13 protein-coding genes and 2 pseudogenes are annotated in these 17,322 nt (G+C 75.4%); 11 read left to right on the top strand and 4 right to left on the bottom strand.

Going from position 1 to position 17,322, the window contains the following annotated elements; genetic code table 11:
• Nucleotides 1–3 precede the first annotated feature (3 nt).
• Together C6361_RS27950 and C6361_RS27945 are read right to left on the bottom strand one after the other, a co-directional pair.
• Nucleotides 4–759: an ABC transporter permease gene (locus C6361_RS27950; protein ID WP_107261271.1), complete on the bottom strand. Its 756-nt coding sequence runs from the start codon at nt 757–759 to the stop codon at nt 4–6.
• The gene (locus C6361_RS27945; RefSeq protein ID WP_107261269.1) at nt 756–1,517 is read right to left on the bottom strand and encodes an ABC transporter ATP-binding protein; all 762 of its coding nucleotides are present in this window, start codon (nt 1,515–1,517) and stop codon (nt 756–758) included. The genes C6361_RS27950 and C6361_RS27945 overlap by 4 nt, the downstream gene beginning before the upstream one ends.
• A gap of 193 nt (nt 1,518–1,710) precedes the next feature.
• Here C6361_RS27945 and C6361_RS27940 point away from each other — a divergent pair, with 193 nt between their 5' ends.
• The 5 genes and pseudogenes from C6361_RS27940 (at nt 1,711) to C6361_RS27925 (ending at nt 6,441) form a co-directional block, all read left to right on the top strand.
• Nucleotides 1,711–2,712 (top strand): aldo/keto reductase, encoded by a 1,002-nt coding sequence (locus C6361_RS27940; protein WP_107269530.1) that lies wholly within the window; start codon nt 1,711–1,713, stop codon nt 2,710–2,712.
• A 69-nt stretch (nt 2,713–2,781) separates the two neighbouring features.
• Nucleotides 2,782–3,468, top strand: a pseudogene (locus tag C6361_RS38400) (nucleotidyltransferase domain-containing protein); the annotation flags it as partial.
• Between the two features lie 237 nt (nt 3,469–3,705).
• Complete coding sequence (gene hisI / locus C6361_RS38395; protein ID WP_234359669.1) at nt 3,706–4,137, top strand: phosphoribosyl-AMP cyclohydrolase; 432 nt, start codon at nt 3,706–3,708, stop codon at nt 4,135–4,137.
• Nucleotides 4,138–4,159: 22 nt separating this feature from the next.
• On the top strand, nt 4,160–5,770 hold the full coding sequence (locus tag C6361_RS27930; protein ID WP_107269528.1) for an anthranilate synthase component I: 1,611 nt from the start codon (nt 4,160–4,162) through the stop codon (nt 5,768–5,770).
• A gap of 14 nt (nt 5,771–5,784) precedes the next feature.
• Entirely contained in the window at nt 5,785–6,441 is a 657-nt protein-coding gene (locus tag C6361_RS27925; RefSeq protein ID WP_107269527.1) for a Trp biosynthesis-associated membrane protein, read from the top strand.
• A gap of 244 nt (nt 6,442–6,685) precedes the next feature.
• Here the strand turns inward: C6361_RS27925 and C6361_RS27920 are convergent.
• Nucleotides 6,686–6,904, bottom strand: a pseudogene (locus C6361_RS27920) (hypothetical protein); the annotation flags it as partial.
• Between the two features lie 411 nt (nt 6,905–7,315).
• Between C6361_RS27920 and trpC the strand changes: the two are divergent.
• The 6 genes from trpC to C6361_RS27890 all read left to right on the top strand — a co-directional run bounded on the left by trpC (nt 7,316) and on the right by C6361_RS27890 (nt 16,517).
• The gene (trpC, locus tag C6361_RS27915) at nt 7,316–8,119 is read left to right on the top strand and encodes an indole-3-glycerol phosphate synthase TrpC (RefSeq protein WP_199853574.1); all 804 of its coding nucleotides are present in this window, start codon (nt 7,316–7,318) and stop codon (nt 8,117–8,119) included.
• A 22-nt stretch (nt 8,120–8,141) separates the two neighbouring features.
• A complete protein-coding gene (gene trpB / locus C6361_RS27910; RefSeq protein ID WP_107269526.1) occupies nt 8,142–9,362 on the top strand; it encodes a tryptophan synthase subunit beta in 1,221 nt (406 codons plus the stop codon).
• Nucleotides 9,363–9,367: 5 nt separating this feature from the next.
• The gene (trpA, locus tag C6361_RS27905; RefSeq protein WP_107271227.1) at nt 9,368–10,186 is read left to right on the top strand and encodes a tryptophan synthase subunit alpha; all 819 of its coding nucleotides are present in this window, start codon (nt 9,368–9,370) and stop codon (nt 10,184–10,186) included.
• 162 nt (nt 10,187–10,348) lie between these two features.
• Nucleotides 10,349–11,632 (top strand): prolipoprotein diacylglyceryl transferase, encoded by a 1,284-nt coding sequence (gene lgt, locus C6361_RS27900; RefSeq protein WP_107269525.1) that lies wholly within the window; start codon nt 10,349–10,351, stop codon nt 11,630–11,632.
• Between the two features lie 17 nt (nt 11,633–11,649).
• Nucleotides 11,650–12,849, top strand: a complete 1,200-nt coding sequence (locus C6361_RS27895) for an NAD(P)/FAD-dependent oxidoreductase (RefSeq protein WP_107261253.1) — start codon at nt 11,650–11,652, stop codon at nt 12,847–12,849.
• Between the two features lie 227 nt (nt 12,850–13,076).
• Nucleotides 13,077–16,517 (top strand): BTAD domain-containing putative transcriptional regulator, encoded by a 3,441-nt coding sequence (locus tag C6361_RS27890; RefSeq protein WP_107269524.1) that lies wholly within the window; start codon nt 13,077–13,079, stop codon nt 16,515–16,517.
• A gap of 74 nt (nt 16,518–16,591) precedes the next feature.
• On the opposite strand, the gene C6361_RS27885 is transcribed toward C6361_RS27890, so the two are convergent.
• Nucleotides 16,592–17,302 carry a fasciclin domain-containing protein gene (locus C6361_RS27885; protein WP_159079509.1) on the bottom strand — a complete coding sequence of 237 codons (711 nt, stop codon included), beginning with the start codon at nt 17,300–17,302 and terminating at the stop codon, nt 16,592–16,594.
• Nucleotides 17,303–17,322: the final 20 nt, after the last annotated feature.

Genomic DNA, 17,322 nt, shown 5'->3' with positions numbered 1-17,322 from the left:
GCCTCAGCCGGTACGCCGCCGAAGCGTGGCCGCCGCGAGCACCAGAGCGACCACCACCGCCGCGGCCACCACCGCCACGTCCCGCCACATCGTGCCGGTCGGCTCGGCGTGCGCGCCGACCTCCTGTAGCGCCTCGACCGCGTACGACAGGGGCAGCGCGTCGCTGATCACCTGTAGCCAGCCGGCCATCTGGTCGCGGGCGACGAACAGGCCGCAGAGCAGGATCTGCGGGATCACCACGACCGGCATGAACTGTACGGCCTGGAACTCGGTCTGGGCGAAGGCGCTGCAGAAGAGCCCCAGCGCGACCCCGAGTACGGCGTTGACCACCGCGATCAGCACCACCAGCCCGGGGTTGCCGGCGGTGGAGAGGTCGAAGAGCCAGTACGCCGCGCCGGCCGCGACACCGGCCTGGACCGCGGCGGCCAGTCCGAACGCGAGGCCGTAGCCGAAGAGCAGGTCGAGTTTGCCCAGCGGGGTGGTGAGCAGCCGTTCCAGCGTGCCGGAGGTGCGCTCGCGCAACATGGCGATGCTGGTGACCAGGAACATGATCACGAACGGGAAGACGCCGAGCATGACCAGGGCGATCCGGTCGAAGACGGCCGGCTGTCCCGGCGGCGCCGGCTGGTCGCCGAACATGTGGTAGAGCAGGGTGAGCAGCACCACCGGCACCACCAGCAGCATCGCCACGGTACGCCGGTCGTGTCGCAGTTGGCGCAGGATGCGACCGGTGGTGACGGCGAGGATCCGCAGGTTCACCGTCCCGCCCTCCGATCGCCGCTGCCGGCCAACCGGTCCCCGTCGGCCAGCTCGTTCGCCCTGATCAGCCGCAGGAACGCCTCCTCCAGGTCGTCGGTGCCGGCCGCCGCGCGTACCGCCGGGACGGTGTCGTCGGCGATCAGCCGGCCCTCCCGGATCAGCAGCAGCCGGTCGCACCGGGCCGCCTCGTCCATCACGTGACTGGAGACCAGCAGCGTGGTCCCCTCGGCGGCCATAGCGTGGAACCGCTGCCACAGCTCGGCCCGGAGCACCGGGTCCTGCCCGACCGTCGGCTCGTCGAGGATCACCACCTCGGGGCGGCCGACCAGGGCACAGGCCAGCGAGGCCCGGCTGCGCTGGCCGCCGGAGAGGGTGCCGACGAGCTGGTCGGCCGCGTCGGCCAGGCCGACGTCGGCGATCGCCCGGTCGGCGTCGGACCGGCCGACGCCGTGCAGCCGGCCGAAGTAGCGGGTGTTCTCCCGGACGGTCAGGTCCGGATAGACGCTCGGTGCCTGGGTCAGATATCCGAGGCGTCGCCGCAGGCCACGGGCTCCGGCCGGCTCGCCGAGCACGGTGACGGTGCCGCCGGACACGATCTGCACGCCGACGATGGCCCGCAACAGCGTGGTCTTGCCGCTGCCGCTCGGGCCGAGTAGCCCGGTGACGCTCCCGCGCGGGACGGTGCAGCCGATCCCGTGCAGGACCTGCCGTTTCCCGCGCGTCACGACGAGGTCGCGGACCTCGATCGCGGTCTCCATGATGCCTCCCTGCGAAACTCATCAAGTGTTGAAATCAACGCTAGATGAAATCTTGCCGGCGGACAATCGTCGATCGGGCCGGCCGGTTTTCCGACCGGCGGGGAGCGGGTACCGGTCCCGGATGACCCGCCCGGCGGTGCGGTGGAAACCTGGACCGGGCAGGACGGAACGTACGGCGGACGGAGCGGAAGCGATGCACAAGCGCAGGATCGGTGCCATCGGACCGGAGGTCTCGGCCATCGGGCTCGGCTGTATGGGGATGAGCATGGCGTACGGGACCCGGGACGACGAGGAGTCGACCCGGACCCTGCACCGGGCCCTCGACCTCGGGATCAACCACCTGGACACCGCCGACATGTACGGGCGGGGGCACAACGAGGAACTGCTCGGCCCGGTGCTGCGCAAGCGCCGCGACGAGGTGTTCCTGGCCACCAAGTTCGGCAACCGGTTCACCGGCGAGGGGAGCACCACCGCCTCCCCGGGGGCGTACGTCGACAGCTCCGGGGCGTGGGCCCACCAGGCGTGCGACGCCTCGCTGGCCCGGCTCGGTGTCGACACCATCGACCTCTACTACCTGCACCGGCGCAACCCGGAGACCCCGATCGAGGAGACCGTCGGGGCGATGGCCGAGCTGGTGGTGGACGGCAAGGTGCGGTTCATCGGGCTCTCCGAGGTGAGCCCGGCGACGCTGCGGGCCGCGCACGCCGTGCATCCGGTGGCGGCGGTGCAGATGGAGTACTCGCTGTTCAGCCGGGACGTCGAGCAGGAGATGCTGGCGACCTGCCGGGACCTCGGCGTGGCGTTGGTGGCGTACTCGCCGATGGGCCGGGGGCTGCTGACCGGGACGATCAACAGCCGGGAACAGCTCGGTGCCGAGGACTTCCGCAGCCGGGCGCCCCGGTTCGCCGAGGAGAACCTCGACACCAACCTGGAACTGGTCGACCGGGTCCGGGCGGTGGCCGCCGAGATCGGCTGTACGCCGGCCCAGGCGGCACTGGCCTGGCTGCTCGCCCAGGGCGACGACATCCTGCCGATCCCCGGCACCAAGCGGGTCGGTTACCTGGAGGAGAACGCCGCCGCCGTCGACCTGCGGCTCACCGGCGAGCAGGTGGCCCAGCTCTCCGCCGCGATACCGGTCGGGGCGGCGGCCGGCGAGCGCTATCCGGAGCAGTCAATGCGATTTATCGGCAGATAACGGACGAAACGCCCAGGCGAAGCATGATCGGGCGTTGCGTCATGATCGGACCTGCGGCACGATGACGCCGTGGATCACGGTCCGTTACGGCAACTCGGGTTCCTCGACGACTGGACGGACCGGCTGCGCCGGCTGCCCGGCCCGCCCGTCGTCGGGGTTCTGCTGCGCGGCAGCTATGCCCGGGGCGCCGCCACCCCGTACAGCGACGTGGACATCGATGTCCTGGTCAGCGGGGGACCGTACGCCGCGTACCCGGCCTTCCTCGTGGAGACCGGCGACCGGCTGACCCACCTGTCGGTCGCCGTACGGGACGTCGAATCGTGGCTCGAACGGCTCGACCGGCCCGCCGAATGGTCCTTCGGACTGCCGGTCGTCGCGCCCGCACGGTTACTCTGGGCACACGGCGCATGGCGGTCCTCCGTCGACGTCACCGAGATCCGCCAGCGCCCCGCCGAGCCGGATCTGGAGGAACTCGTCGCCGCGCTCGGCAAGGTCGGCGGCGCCTGCGCCAGCGGTGCCGAGTACGAGGCCCGGCTCGCCGCCGCCGAACTGGCCCGGCGCTGCCCCTCGGTGCTCCGGCTCGCCAACCCGACGGTCACGGTGGCCAGCCGGCGGGACGCGCTGGCCGCCGCGCTGGACCTGCCGGTCGCACCGGAGCGCTACCGCGACGACATGCTCAGCTGCCTCGGGTTGCGCCCCGACACCCTGCCCCGGCTGCACTCCGCCGCGCACCGCCTGGTGGCCGGCACCGTGGCACTGGCCCGCCCGTACGCCGAGGAACTGGCCGGGGTGGTCGGGCCGGATCTCGCCGCCGCCCTGCGCGACGGCCGGCTCGACCGCTACGTCGACCAACTCGTCCGCCCGGACCGGACCGGGACGCCCACCCCACCGGGGACGGACGGCACCCCGGGCGGCGTGGCGCGGGCCACTTCGGCGGGCGGCGGCGGGGACGGGTCGACAGTTCCGGCGCCGCGTGCGAAACAATCGGGAACTATGCCCGTACCCGATCTCTCCCCGGCGACCGCGCCCGGGCCGGCGCGCGGCGGCCCCGCGCGACCCTCGGCCCTCGACCCGGCGATCGCCACGCGCCTGCGCCGCAACCCCGACGGACTGGTCACCGCCGTGGTCCGGGCGCACGACACCGGCGACGTGCTGATGGTCGCCTGGATGGACGACGAGGCGCTGCACCGCACCCTCACCACCGGTCGGGCCACCTACTGGTCGCGCAGCCGGCGGGAATACTGGGTCAAGGGCGACACCTCCGGCCACCACCAGTACGTCCGCTCCGTGGCGCTGGACTGCGACGGCGACGCCCTGCTGGTCAGCGTCGACCAGGTCGGTGCGGCCTGCCACACCGGAAGCTGGACCTGCTTCTCCGACGAACTGCCGGTCACCGGGGCGACCTCCGCCGGACCGGCGACATGACCGAGGCTGGGGCGGTGACCCGATGACCACCGGAGCGGTGAGCCCGGACGAGGCGACCTTCCGCGAGCTGGCCCGGACCCGGCGGGTGGTGCCGGTGGTCCGGCGACTGCTCGCCGACGGGGAGACCCCGGTCGGGGTCTACCGCAAGCTGGCCGGCGGCCCGGGGACCTTCCTGCTGGAGTCGGCGGAGCAGGGTGCCGGCGCGGCCGGGATCGCCTGGTCGCGCTACTCCTTCGTGGGGGTACGCAGCGCCGCCACCCTGGTCGAGCGGGGCGGCCAGGCGCACTGGCTCGGCACGCCCCCCACCGGGCTGCCGACCGGTGGCGACCCGATGGCGGTGCTCCGGGCCACCGTGGCGGCACTGACCGGCCCGGCCGCCGCCGACCCGGTCGGAGCCGGGCAGGGCCCCATGCCACCCCTGCTCGGCGGCATGGTCGGCTACCTCGGCTACGACGTCGTACGCCGGTTCGAGCGGCTGCCGTCGCTGACCGAGGACGACCTGCGCCTGCCCGAGCTGGGCATGATGCTCGCCACCGACCTGGTCGTGCTGGACCACTTCGACGGCTCGGCGATCCTGGTGGCGAACGCCCTGCTGCCGGCACCACCGGACGGCACGGCCGGCGGTCCGGCGGCCGGTGCCGGCGGGGAGGACCCGGAGTGGGCGGCCCAGGTGACGGCGGCGTACCACCAGGCGGTCGGCCGGCTGGACGCGATGACCACCGCGCTGTCCCGGCCGATCCCGCCGATGATCGCCACCGTCGACCGGCCCTCCCCGGGCGAGGTGTTCAGCCGGACCGCCGACGGGGAGTACCCGAAGGCGGTCGAGGTGGCCAAGGAGGCGATCCGGGCCGGCGAGTGCTTCCAGATCGTGCTGGCCCAGCGCTTCGAGCGGGAGACCCGGGCCGATCCGCTGGACGTCTACCGGGTGCTCCGGGCCACCAACCCGAGCCCGTACATGTACCTGCTCCGCTTCGACGACTTCGACATCGTCGGGTCGTCCCCGGAGGCGCACCTGAAGGTGAGCACCGGCGCGGACGGCCAGCGCCGGGCGATGCTGCACCCGATCGCCGGCACCCGGCCCCGGGGCGGCAGCCCGGCCGACGACGGCCGGCTCGCCGCCGAGCTGCTCGCCGACCCGAAGGAGCGGGCCGAGCACGTGATGCTGGTCGACCTGGGCCGCAACGACCTGGGTCGGGTCTGCCGGCCGGGCACGGTCGAGGTGCCGGAGTTCGCCACCATCGAGCGGTACAGCCACGTCATGCACATCGTCTCCACCGTGGTCGGGACGCTGCGGGAGGACCGGACGGCGTTCGACGCGCTCGCCGCCACCTTCCCGGCCGGTACCCTCTCCGGCGCCCCGAAGGTGCGCGCGATGGAGATCATCGAGGAGCTGGAGCCGACCCGTCGCGGCCTGTACGGCGGCACGGTCGGCTACTTCGGCTTCGGTGGCGACCTGGACATGGCGATCGCGATCCGGACCGCGCTGATCCGCCGTGGCCGGGCGTACGTCCAGGCCGGTGCCGGGATCGTCGCCGACTCCGATCCGGCCGCCGAGGACCGGGAGACCCGGAGCAAGGCGGCTGCGGTACTCGCCGCGATCGCGGCGGCGGAAACGCTCCGGCCGGCCCGATGAACCCCGAGCGACCGATGGGTGCCACTCCGGTACCCGCCGAGGGACCGGCCCCGGCGCCACCCGACGCCGACGCGTCCCCGGGGCCCGGGGCGGCACCGGCCGGCGGGGCACGGGCGGTGGGGCGGCGGGAGTTGGCGTACGCGGTGCTGCTCTGCCTGCTCGGCGCCGGCCTCGCGGTCTTCGCGGCGACCCGGACCTGGTCGGTCGAGCTGACCGCCCGCCCGGCCCCGCTGCCGCCCGGACGGGTGACCCGGACCGGCGGTGACCTGCTGCCCTGGCTACCGGCGCTGGCCCTGGTCGGGCTGGCCGCCGCCGGAGCGGTGCTCGGCACCCGGGGGATCGGGCGCCGGCTGGTCGGCGCGGTGCTGGCGTTGCTCGGCGTCGGGGTGGCGGTCGGTGCCGGCTACGCCGGGTTCGGCACCGGCGGCGAGGTCAGTGTCGGCTGGCCGCTGCTCTGCGTGCTGGGTGGCCTGCTGGCCGGCGCGGCCGGCGGCTTCACGGCCGTGCGGGGCGCGGGGTGGCCGGTGATGGGTGCCCGCTACGAGCGGGCCCGGCCGGCCGGGGCGGGCCGGGAGAGTGCGGTGGCCGCCCCCGACGGCCGGGTGGACGCCCGGCGCACGACGGCCGCCTGGGACGCGCTGGACCGGGGTGAGGATCCGACGGTCAGCTGACCGGCTGGCGGGCGACGGTCGAGCCGCGGGACGCGGCGGCCCGGCCGGTGGTCGAGGCGCGGGGCGCGGCGGCGGAGCGGGTGGTGGTCGAGGCGCGGGGCGCGGCGGGGCGGCCTGCGGTCGAGCCGCGTCGCCCGGCGACGGGGCGGCCGGTGGTCGGGGCGGGTGTCGGCGTGCCGGCGGCGACCTCTCCGGTGGCCGGCCGAGCCGGGGCGGCGACGGTCGCGGGCACGACCGGCGGCGCGGCGGCGAGCGCCGCCACCAGGGCCCGGATCTCGTCCCGGCGCATCGCCCGCTCCCGGTCCGCGCAGATCGCCTCCCAGGCGTTGCCCCGGGCGGTCCGGATCCGGGCGTCGCCGATCACCGCCCGCTCGACGCTGTGCACCATGCCGACCGCGACGGAGAGCACGGCCCGGGGAATGCTGGTCAGGTCGATGGTCGAGTCAGGCTTCGCAGCGCTCATGGTCTTCCCCGCACGAAATCGATCCGGCTGGTCGGCGGCGGTCCCGCGACCAGTGTGCCCGACGTTGATGGTGCCCATCCGGTGTTTCCGGTCGGTCACCCCCGGATCAACGGTTCGTCCGGGTACCGGCCCACCATCCGGGACAACCTCCGGTGCCGGGCGTCGCTTCCTTGATCTCGGTCACAGCCGGACGGGCCCCGGTTCGCCGCGATGGCGCAGCGTGATAGCCCGCTCACAGGGTCGGCCATTATGCCGCAGCCCATCTCGTGAAGCACGCCATACCCCCGAGGGCGTCCGCCCCGTGGCGACGCCTAGCATCGGCCCATGACACCCGGAGAGGGGAGTCCGTTGGTGACTGCTGAGCATCCGCACGCGGCGGGAGACGAAGCCGGATCGGCCACGTCCGCCAACGTGCTCGACGAGATCCTCGCCGGAGTCCGCGAGGACGTCGCACGGCGGCAGGAACAGGTGCCGCTGGAGCAGATCAAGGAACTCGCGGCGGCGGCCGCGCCACCCCGGGACGCGTACGCGGCACTGCGCCGCCCCGGCGTCGGAGTGATCGCCGAGGTGAAGCGCTCGTCGCCGTCCAAGGGTCAGCTCGCCGAGATCGCCGACCCGGCCGACCTGGCCGGTGACTATGCCGCCGGTGGGGCGCGCTGCATCAGCGTGCTCACCGAGGGGCGCTGGTTCGGCGGGTCGCTGGAGGACCTGGCGGCGGTCCGGACCGCGGTGGACATCCCCGTGCTCCGCAAGGACTTCGTCGTCTCCAGCTATCAGGTGCACGAGGCGCGGGCGCACGGTGCCGACCTGGTCCTGCTGATCGTCGCCGCGCTGGAGCAGAACGTGCTGGTCGGCCTCCTGGAGCGGATCGAGTCGCTCGGGATGACCGCGCTGGTCGAGGTGCACGACGAGGAGGAGGCGGACCGCGCCCTGGAGGCGGGTGCCCGGGTGATCGGGGTGAACGCCCGCAACCTGCGCACCCTGGAGGTCGACCGGTCGGTCTTCGAGCGGATCGCCCCGGGCCTGCCGAACAACGTCGTCAAGATCGCCGAGTCCGGGGTACGCGGCCCGCACGACCTGATCCGGTACGCCTCGGCGGGCGCCGACGCCGTACTCGTCGGCGAGGGGCTGGTCACCCAGAAGAGTCCCCGCGAGGCGGTGGCCGAACTGGTGAACGCCGGCAACCACCCGGCGACCCCCCGGCCGGTCCGATGAGCCAGCGAAGCGGAGAGCCGGCATGAGCGCACCCACCCTGCCCGACCTCGCCGGGCACTTCGGCCCGTACGGCGGCCGGTTCGTCCCGGAGGCGCTGGTCGCCGCGCTCGACGAACTCGACACGGCGTACCGGGAGGCGCTCGCCGACGAGTCGTTCACCGCCGAGTTCACCCGGCTGCTGCGCGAGTACGCCAACATCCCGTCGCTGCTCTACCGGGCCGAGCGGCTCTCCGCCCGGGTCGGGGCGCGGGTGCTGCTCAAGCGGGAGGACCTGAACCACACCGGCGCGCACAAGGTCCGCAACGTGCTCGGCCAGGCGCTGCTCACCAAGCGGATGGGCAAGCCCCGGGTGATCGCCGAGACCGGTGCCGGCCAGCACGGGGTCGCCAGCGCGACCGCGGCGGCGTACCTGGACCTCGAGTGCGTGGTCTACATGGGTGAGGTGGACACCCAGCGGCAGGCCCTCAACGTCGCCCGGATGCGGATGCTCGGTGCCACCGTCGTCCCGGTGACCGCCGGCTCGCGCACCCTCAAGGACGCGATGAACGAGGCGATGCGGGACTGGGTGGCCAATGTCGACCGGACGCACTACCTGATCGGCACCACCGCCGGCCCGCACCCGTTCCCGGCGATGGTCCGCCAGTTCGTCCGGGGCATCGGGGTGGAGGCCCGGCAGCAGTGCCTGGAGCTGACCGGGGCGCTGCCGGACGCGGTGACCGCCTGCGTCGGCGGCGGCTCCAACGCGCTCGGCATCTTCCACGCCTTCGTGCCCGACGCCGACGTGCGGCTCTACGGCTTCGAGGCCGGCGGCGACGGGGTCGAGACCGGGCGGCACGCGGCGAGCATCACCGGCGGCTCCTCGGGGGTACTGCACGGCACCCGCACCTACGTGCTCCAGGACGCCGACGGGCAGACGGTCGAGTCGCACTCGATCTCGGCCGGGCTGGACTATCCCGGTGTCGGGCCGGAACACGCCTGGCTCAACGACGCGGGGCGGGCCCGGTACGCGCCGGTCACCGATGCGGAGGCGATGGAGGCGTTCCAGCTGCTCTGCCGGACCGAGGGGATCATCCCGGCGATCGAGAGTTCCCACGCGCTCGCCGGTACGCTCAAGATCATCCCTGAGCTCACCGCCGAGCTGGGCCGCGAGCCCACCATCGTGGTCAACCTCTCCGGCCGGGGCGACAAGGACGTGCACACCGCCGGGGAGTACTTCGGCATCCTCGACGGGGACCAGGGGTGAGCGAGATGGCCACCACGGCCGAGCGGGGCATCGGGGTCGCCTTCGAGAAGGCCCGGGCCGAGGGGCGGGCGCTGCTGGTCGGCTGCATGCCGGCCGGCTTCCCGACCGTGGACGGCAGCATCGCCGCGATGCGGGCGATGGTCGACGCCGGGGTCGACGTGGTCGAGCTGGAGATCCCCTACTCCGACCCGGTGATGGACGGTCCGGTCATCCAGCGGGCCAGCGACATCGCGCTGGCCGGCGGGGTACGCACCCGCGACGCGTTGCGGATCATCGAGGCGGTCGCCGCGACCGGGGCCCCGGTGGTCACCATGACCTACTGGAACCCGATCGAGCGCTACGGCGTCGACGCCTTCGCCCGGGACCTCGCCGCCGCCGGGGGCACCGGCCTGATCACCCCGGACCTGATCCCGGAGGAGGCCGGCGAGTGGCTGGCCGCCTCCGACGCGTACGGGCTGGACCGGACGTTCCTGGTCGCGCCCTCCTCGACCGACCGACGGTTGTCGATGACCCTCGAACACTGCCGGGGCTTCGTCTACGCCACCGCGCTGATGGGGGTGACCGGCGCCCGGGAGAAGACCTCGGACGCCGCACCGACCCTGGTCGGCCGGGTCCGGGCGATCAGCTCCCTGCCGGTCGGGGTGGGGCTCGGCGTCAGCACCGGCGATCAGGCCGCCGAGATCGGCCGGTACGCCGACGGGGTGATCGTGGGCAGCGCCCTGGTCCGTTGCGTGCTGGACGCTCCCGACGAGGCGGCCGGGCTGGCCGAGCTGGGCCGGCTCAGCGCCGAACTCGCCGAGGGCGTCCGCGCCGTCCGACGCTGACGGGGTGATCCGCGCGGTCCGGAAGCCGGCGGAGTTCACCGCGAAAAAGGACGACGGGGCAGTTCGTCGTACCTGTCGGGACGAAGCAGGCGGGAATCGCCCGGGGTACGCAACCGGACCGGGGTGCCGCCGGCAGGGGTAGCGACGGTAGCCTGTGCACCCGTGACCCTCGCCTCGCTCTCTCCTCAGGCGGCCCTGCCGAGCCCCGCCACCGCCGTGTGGCAGCTCGGGCCGGTGCCGATCCGGGCGTACGCACTCTGCATCGTGCTCGGGATCGTGGTCGCCTGCGTGGTGACCGAGCTGCGACTGCGCCGCCGTGGCGTCGCCCCCTGGGCGGTGCTGGACATCGCCGTCTGGGCGGTGCCGTTCGGCATCGTCGGCGCCCGGATCTACCACGTGATCACCTCACCCGGCTCCTACTTCGGCGAGGGCGGTGAGCCGCTCAGGGCCCTCTACATCTGGGAGGGCGGGCTCGGCATCTGGGGCGCCGTCGCGGGCGGCGCCGTCGGTGCCTGGCTCGCCGCGCGGCAGCTCGGCCTGCCGCTGACCGTGGTCGCCGACGCGCTCGCCCCGGGCATGCCGCTGGCCCAGGCCGTCGGCCGGATCGGCAACTGGTTCAACAACGAGCTGTTCGGCGGGCAGACCTCGCTGCCGTGGGGCCTGGAGATCCACCGGATGGACCCGACCAATCCCGGGCACGCGCTCCGCGACGACAGCGGCAACCCGATCCTCGAACCCGGGCTCTTCCACCCGACCTTCCTCTACGAGGCGCTCTGGAACGTCGGCGTCGCCGGCCTGGTCCTGCTGCTCGACCGGCGACTCAAGCTCGGCCGGGGCCGGGCGTTCGCGCTCTACGTGATGGGTTACACCGCTGGCCGGTTCTGGATCGAGATGATGCGTACCGACGCGGCGACCGAGATCCTCGGCACCCGGCTCAACGTCTGGACCGCCGTCCTGGTCTTCCTCGGCGCGCTGGTCTACTTCCTCCGGGTCCGGGGGCCGCAGGAGTACCTCGTGCCGGTCGGCGGCGTGCCCGCCCCGCTCGGCGCGGGCGACGCCGCCACCAGCGACGTGTCGCAGGTCGACGTCTCCCGGGAGCCGGCCGCGGTCGGTGCGCCGAGCGCGTACCGGGTGGTGACGGAGGAGCAGTTCCGGCACTTCCAGTCCACCGGGGAGGTCCCGCCGCCCGAGGAGCCGGGCGGGGCCGAGGGGCCGGACGGAGCGGCCGAGCCGGACGGAGCGGACCCGGCCGGGCGCGACGACTCCGGACACGACGACTCGGGGCGCGACGCCTCCGAGGGCGACGGCGGGGCCCGGCCGCCGGCTCCGGCCGGATCGTCCGAGACCTCCGTGGAGTCGGCCGCCCCCGCAGAGCCGGCCGCCGCGCGGGACGGCGAGCCCGCCGACGCCGGTGCCGCGCCGGGGACCGCCGACCGGGACCGTTGAGCGGGGGAGCCGGCCCGATGCGTACGGCCGTGGTGGTGGGCGCCGGAATCGGCGGACTGGCGACCGCCGGTGCACTGGCCCGCTCCGGATGGCAGGTGACCCTGCTGGAGCGGGACGACCGGGTACGCGCCGAGCGCACCGCGCTGGTGCTCTGGCCCAACGGGGTACGCGCGCTGCGCGCCCTCGGCCTCGGCGAGGGGCTGGCCGCGATCGCGACGCCGCTGCCCGACGTCGGGGTTCGGCGCCCCGACGGGCACTGGCTGGTGCAGCCCCGCCCCGGGCTCGGTGAGCGCGCGCCGGTCGTCGTACACCGGGAGGACCTGCACGACGCGCTGGTCGCCGGCCTCGGCGACCGGGTGGAGATCCGCACCGGCGTCGAGGTCCGGACCGTCCGGGTCGGCGACGGCGACCGGCCGGTGATCGGCGACGGGCGCGCCAGCTACGAGGCCGACCTGGTCGTCGCCGCCGACGGCATCGACAGCGCGGTCCGCCGCCGGTTGGCGCCGGAGGCCACCGTGGTCAGCTCCGGCTGCGCGGCGTGGCGGGCGGTCATCCCGTGGTACCGGGCACCCCAGCTGCCGGCCGACCGGCCGGTGGACGGCGAGACGCTCGGCGCCGGTTACCGGTTCGTCGCGGCCTCGCTGGGTGACCGCGGCGCCTCCGGCGGCTCCACCCGGGGCGGGATCTACTGGGTGGCGACGGCGGCCGGGGCGTCCCGGCCGGAGCCGCCGGCAACCCAGCTCGCCCTGCTCCGCCGCTGGTTCGCGAACTGGCCGGCGCCGATCGGCGAGCTGCTCGCCGCCACGGAACCGGAGGACCTGGTCCAGCAGGAGGTACGCGAGCTGCGCCCGCTGCCCCGCGCGTACGGCTTCCCGGCCGGCACCGGCGGGGTGGTGCTGATCGGCGATTCCGCGCACGCGATGCCGCACCACCTGGGTCAGGGCGCCTGCCTGGCCCTGGAGGACGCCGCGACGCTGCGTTCGGTGCTCCGGGAGGCGATCCCGGGTGCGCCGCTGCGCGAGGCGGTCGAGTCGTACAACCGGCTACGCCGGCCCCGGACGGTGACCGTGGTCCGGCAGACCCGGCGGATGTCGGCGGTGTTGCAGGCCCGGGGGCGGCTGGCGCTGCGGGCCCGGGACGCCGCCCTCGGCACCATCACGCCCCGGCTGCTGGGCAGCGCGGCGAGCGTGGCGGCCCAGTGGCGGCCACCGGAGTGATCGACCCGGGGGTCGGCCGGCGGCCGACCGTCGGCAGATCTTCGGTTGCCGGCTCCGGCTCGGGTCGACGGGTCGACATCCGAATCGAAGGGGGCCGCTGCCCGAGCGGGTCGCGCCGGACCCTCCGGTTCGTCGGCTAACCGACCGATCGGGAGGATGCCCCGCACGACGCCGCGTCGCGCACACTACCCGGGAGCGAAGGTGAGGGCTCCCAGTTGCGGCACAGCGTGCCTGATCAACAGGCTTGTACGGAGCGGCGGCACGCCACCCCGGCCGAGGTACGACTGCTCGGACCGGTCCGCCTGATCGGTCCCCGGGGGCCGGTCGCGCTGCCGGACGCTGCCGGTGCGCTCCTCCGGCTGCTGGCGCTGCGGCCCAACGAGCCCGTCCCGGACGCCGAGTTGCTGGCCGCGCTCGCCGGTCGGGACGCGCTGTCCCGGGCCGGTGCCCGTCCCCTGGACCGGGCGGCGACGCTGCTGGCCACCGCGCTGGCCGACTGCGGGTCACCGGGCGCGCTGGAGGTCCGACCCGGCGGATACCTGCTCCGGATGCCCTCCGACCGGATCGACGCGAGCCGGTTCGGCCGGCTGCTCGACCTGGCCCGGCGCCGGATGGCCGGCGGTGAGCTGCGGGCCGCCGCCCGGCTGTTCCGGGCCGCCCTGGCCGTCTGGACCGAGCCGCCGGTTCCGACCGGGGAGGGCCGGGTCGCCGACGAGCAGAACCCGTACCGGCTCTGCCCGTCCGGCTGGGCCGCCGTGGAGCTGGGCCGGCTGCGGCAGGCCCGGATCGGCGCCTTCGAGGACCGCTGGGCCTGCGTGCTGCGGCTGGCCGTGGCGGCGCACGCCGCCGCAGGTGGCCCGGTCGCCGATCGGGCGACGGTGGCCGCCGGGGCGACCGCCGCCCGGGTGGCCCGGGCGGGGGTCGCCGAGCTGACCTCGGCGGTGGCGGCCCATCCGCTGCGGGCACGGCTGTGGGAGCTGCTGCTCGTCGCCGCGTACCTGCACCAGGGACGCCGGGGCGCCGCCGAGGTGCACCAGCGGGCCCGGGAGGTCTTCCGGGACCAGGCCGGCGTCGAGCCGGCCGGTCGGGTCTGCGTACTCGCGGCGGCGGTGCGCGCCGGTGAGCTGCCCGAGGACTGGGCGACGGGTCCGGCTCCGACGCCTGCCCCGGACGTCGCCACCGGCTCGTCGGCGTCCCGACCGCGTCCGGCCGCCCGACTGCCGGTCCCGCTCACCGCCCTGGTCGGCCGGGACGAGCTGCGCGACGTCGTCGCCGCGCAACTGGACCGGCACCGCCTGGTCACGCTCACCGGCACGGGCGGGGCCGGCAAGACCCGGCTGGCGCTCGCGGTCGCGGCGGCCCGCACCGACGGGCCGGTCTGGTTCGTCGACCTGACCCCGGTGGAGAGCCCGGTACGGGTACCGCAGGCGGTGGCCGCCGCGCTCGGCGTACCGGACCTGGGGCGGGACATGGTCGAGGCGCTCGCCGCCGACCTGGGCCCGGTCCGGGCGCTGCTGGTGCTGGACAACTGCGAACACCTGGTCACCGGCTGTGCCGAGCTGGTGCAGCGGTTGCTCGCCCGCTGCCCCGGACTGCGGGTGCTGGCGACCAGCCGGGTGGCGCTGCGGCTGCCCGCCGAGTCGCGGATCCGGGTGCCGGCGCTCGCCGTACCCGAGGTGGGCACCGGGCACAGCCTCGCGGCGCTGGCCGCGCACCCGGCCACCCGGCTCTTCCTCGAACGGGCCCGGGAGGTCACCGGCCGGCCGGTACCCGAGGCCAGTGCCGACGCGGTCGTCCGGCTCTGTGCCGACCTGGACGGGCTGCCGTTGGCGATCGAGCTGGCCGCGGCGCGTACCCCGATGTTGACGGTCGACGAGATCGTCGCCCGGCTGCGGACCGACGTACGGCTGCTGCGCAGCCCGGACCCGAGGCCGCCGGACCGGCACCGGAGTGTCGCCGCCGCGGTGGAGTCGAGCCTGGCCATGCTGGACGCGGCGGCCTGCCGGCTCTTCGACCGGCTCTCGATCTGTGCCGGCGGGTTCGACGCCGAGGCGGCCCGGGCGGTGGCCGGCCCGTCCGCGCCGGCCGCCCTGGCCGCGCTGGTCGAGGCGTCCCTGGTGGAGCCGCTACCCACCGAGGGCCCGGAGCCGACCGAGCCGGGCGGGGCGGCCGAGTCGGGCGGGGCGACCGAGCCGAGCGGGGCGGCCGAGCCGGGCAGGGCGACTGACCCGGGCGCGACGGCCGCCCCCGGCGGGGCGACTGAGCCGGGCGCGGCGGCCGAGCCGGTGCGACGGTGCGGCCCGGAGGGCCCCGGCGAGGCGGGCGAGGCTGCCCGGACCCGCTACCGGATGCTGGAGCCGGTCCGGCGGCACGCGCTGGCCCGGCTGCTCGACTCCGGTGCCGAGGTGGCCGCCCGGCAGGCGCTGGCGGCCTACTGCCTGGACCTGGCCCAGCGGGCCGACGACCGGCTGCGCGGCGCGGCCGGGGACCGGTGGCTGGCCCGGCTGCGCGCCGAGGAGCCGAACCTGCGGTCCGCGATGGCCTGGCTGGCCGAGGCGGGTGCGGGCGGACCCGCCCACGGTGACCTGCGGCTGGCCGCCGCCCTCGCCATGTACTGCCGGCTGGCGGGGAACTACCGGGAGGGGCACGGCTGGCTGTCGACGGCGCTGGCCCGGCATCCGGACGCCCCGGCCGAGCTGCGGGCCCGGGCCGGGATCGGCGCGGCCATGCTGGCGATGCTGGCCTGCGACTATCCGGCCGCGATCCGGCACGCGGAGCTGGCCCGGGCCGCCTGCCGGGTCACCGGTGACCGCCGGGCCGAGGCGCGGGTGGAGCAGATCCTCGGCTCGGTGGCCCGGGAGCAGGCCCGGTACGCCGACTCCGCCGGTCACCTGGCCACCGCCGGTGCCATCTTCGCCGACTGCGCCGACGAGTGGGGCGAGGCGCAGACGACCGAGTTGCGCGGCTTCACCGCCTGGCTCGCCGGTGACCTGGACCGGGCCGACTCGCGGCTCTGGGCGAGCCTGCGCCGGCACGAGCGGCTCGGTGACCCGCTGGCGGCGGCGAGCGCGCTGATGAACCTCGGTGCGGTGGCGCTGTACCGGGGCGACATCGACCGGGCGTCGTCGCTGGTGGACGTGGCTCTGCGGCGGTACTCCACGGTCGGCTTCCCGGAGGGGGTCGGCTGGGCGCACAACCTGCGCGGGCTGGTCGAGCTGCGCGGTGGGCGTACCGGCCGGGCCGCCCGGCACCTGCGGCTGAGCCTCGCCGCGCACCGCCAGGTCGGTGACCGGTGGCGTACCGCCAGCGTGCTGGAGGCGCTGGCCGAGGTGGCCCGGCTGGACGGTGACCCGGTACGCGGAGCGGAGCTGCTCGGCGCGGCCGACCGGATCCGGGAGGAGATCGGGGCGCCGGTGCCGGCCTGCGAGCGGGCGGACGCCGAGGCGACGAAGCGGGCCCTGCGCGCCCAGTTGGACGGCGTGGTACGCCCGCTCACCGGCACGGGCGGCGGCACAGGCACAGGCATGAGCACTGGCACGGATGGCGGCACCGGCACAGGTGAGGCCACCGGCGGCGGCTTCGCCCCGGCACACCGGTACGGCCGGGAGGCGCCGCTGGACGTCGTGCTGGCCGGCGGCGGGGGCGCAGACCGGCCCCCGGCGCCCTGAACCGGTGTCGGCCGAGGACTCAGTGCCCGGAGCCGGCGTCGGGGTCGAAACCTGAACCGGTGTCGGCCGAGGGCTCAGTGCCCGGAGCCGGCGTCGGGGTCGAAAGTGGTCGGCAGCTTGCCGAGTACGCCGTTGACGATGTGGATCCGGCCGCCCGCGACCCGGTAGTCGGCGCAGACGCTCTGCACGTGTTCGCCGATCCGGGCCATCGGCCCGGCCGCGCTGACCGGCACCGTGCTGCCGTCGAGGGTGCGTACCGTGCCGTCGGCGACCAGGTCGGCCAGCGGGTGGGCGCCGGCCACCAGGTGGGCCCGGACCAGGTCCCGCAGCTCGTCCCGGCGGTGGATCATCAGGTCGTCGAGGTTCTCCTCGGAGAACTTCTTCCCGAACGCGTCGTCGGTCGGGGCCAGGATGGTCACCCCGCCCGGGGCGCGCAGCTCGGCGGCGAGGTCGGCGGCGCGGACCGCCGCCTCGAAGCGGGTCAGCACCGGGATCCACTGCAACGCCACGTCGCCGGGCTGGTCGGCCAGCGCGTCCGGGTTGCCGGGGTCGGTGCCGGAGGGGAGGGCCGCGCAGAGCGGACCGGTCACCCCGGAGCCGGCCGCCGCCGCGTCCCGGTCGTCCGGGCCGTCGTCGGTGCAGCCGGCGGCCGTGCCGGCGAGCAGCGCGGTGGCGGCGAGCGCCAGCGCCGCCCGGAGCCGGCCGCGACCGATCCGGGTACGGCGGGCAGCCTGCCGCCGGACGGGACCGCCGGCCGGGGAGGCTGGGATGGACGGCTCGGACACGACAACCTCCACGACTGACG

Origin of the sequence: Plantactinospora sp. BC1 (genome assembly GCF_003030345.1) — a bacterium.
In the GTDB taxonomy this organism is placed as follows: Bacteria; Actinomycetota; Actinomycetes; order Mycobacteriales; family Micromonosporaceae; genus Plantactinospora.
Note: the sequence above shows the minus strand (reverse complement) of the source record. Positions and strands in the feature narration are given on the sequence as shown.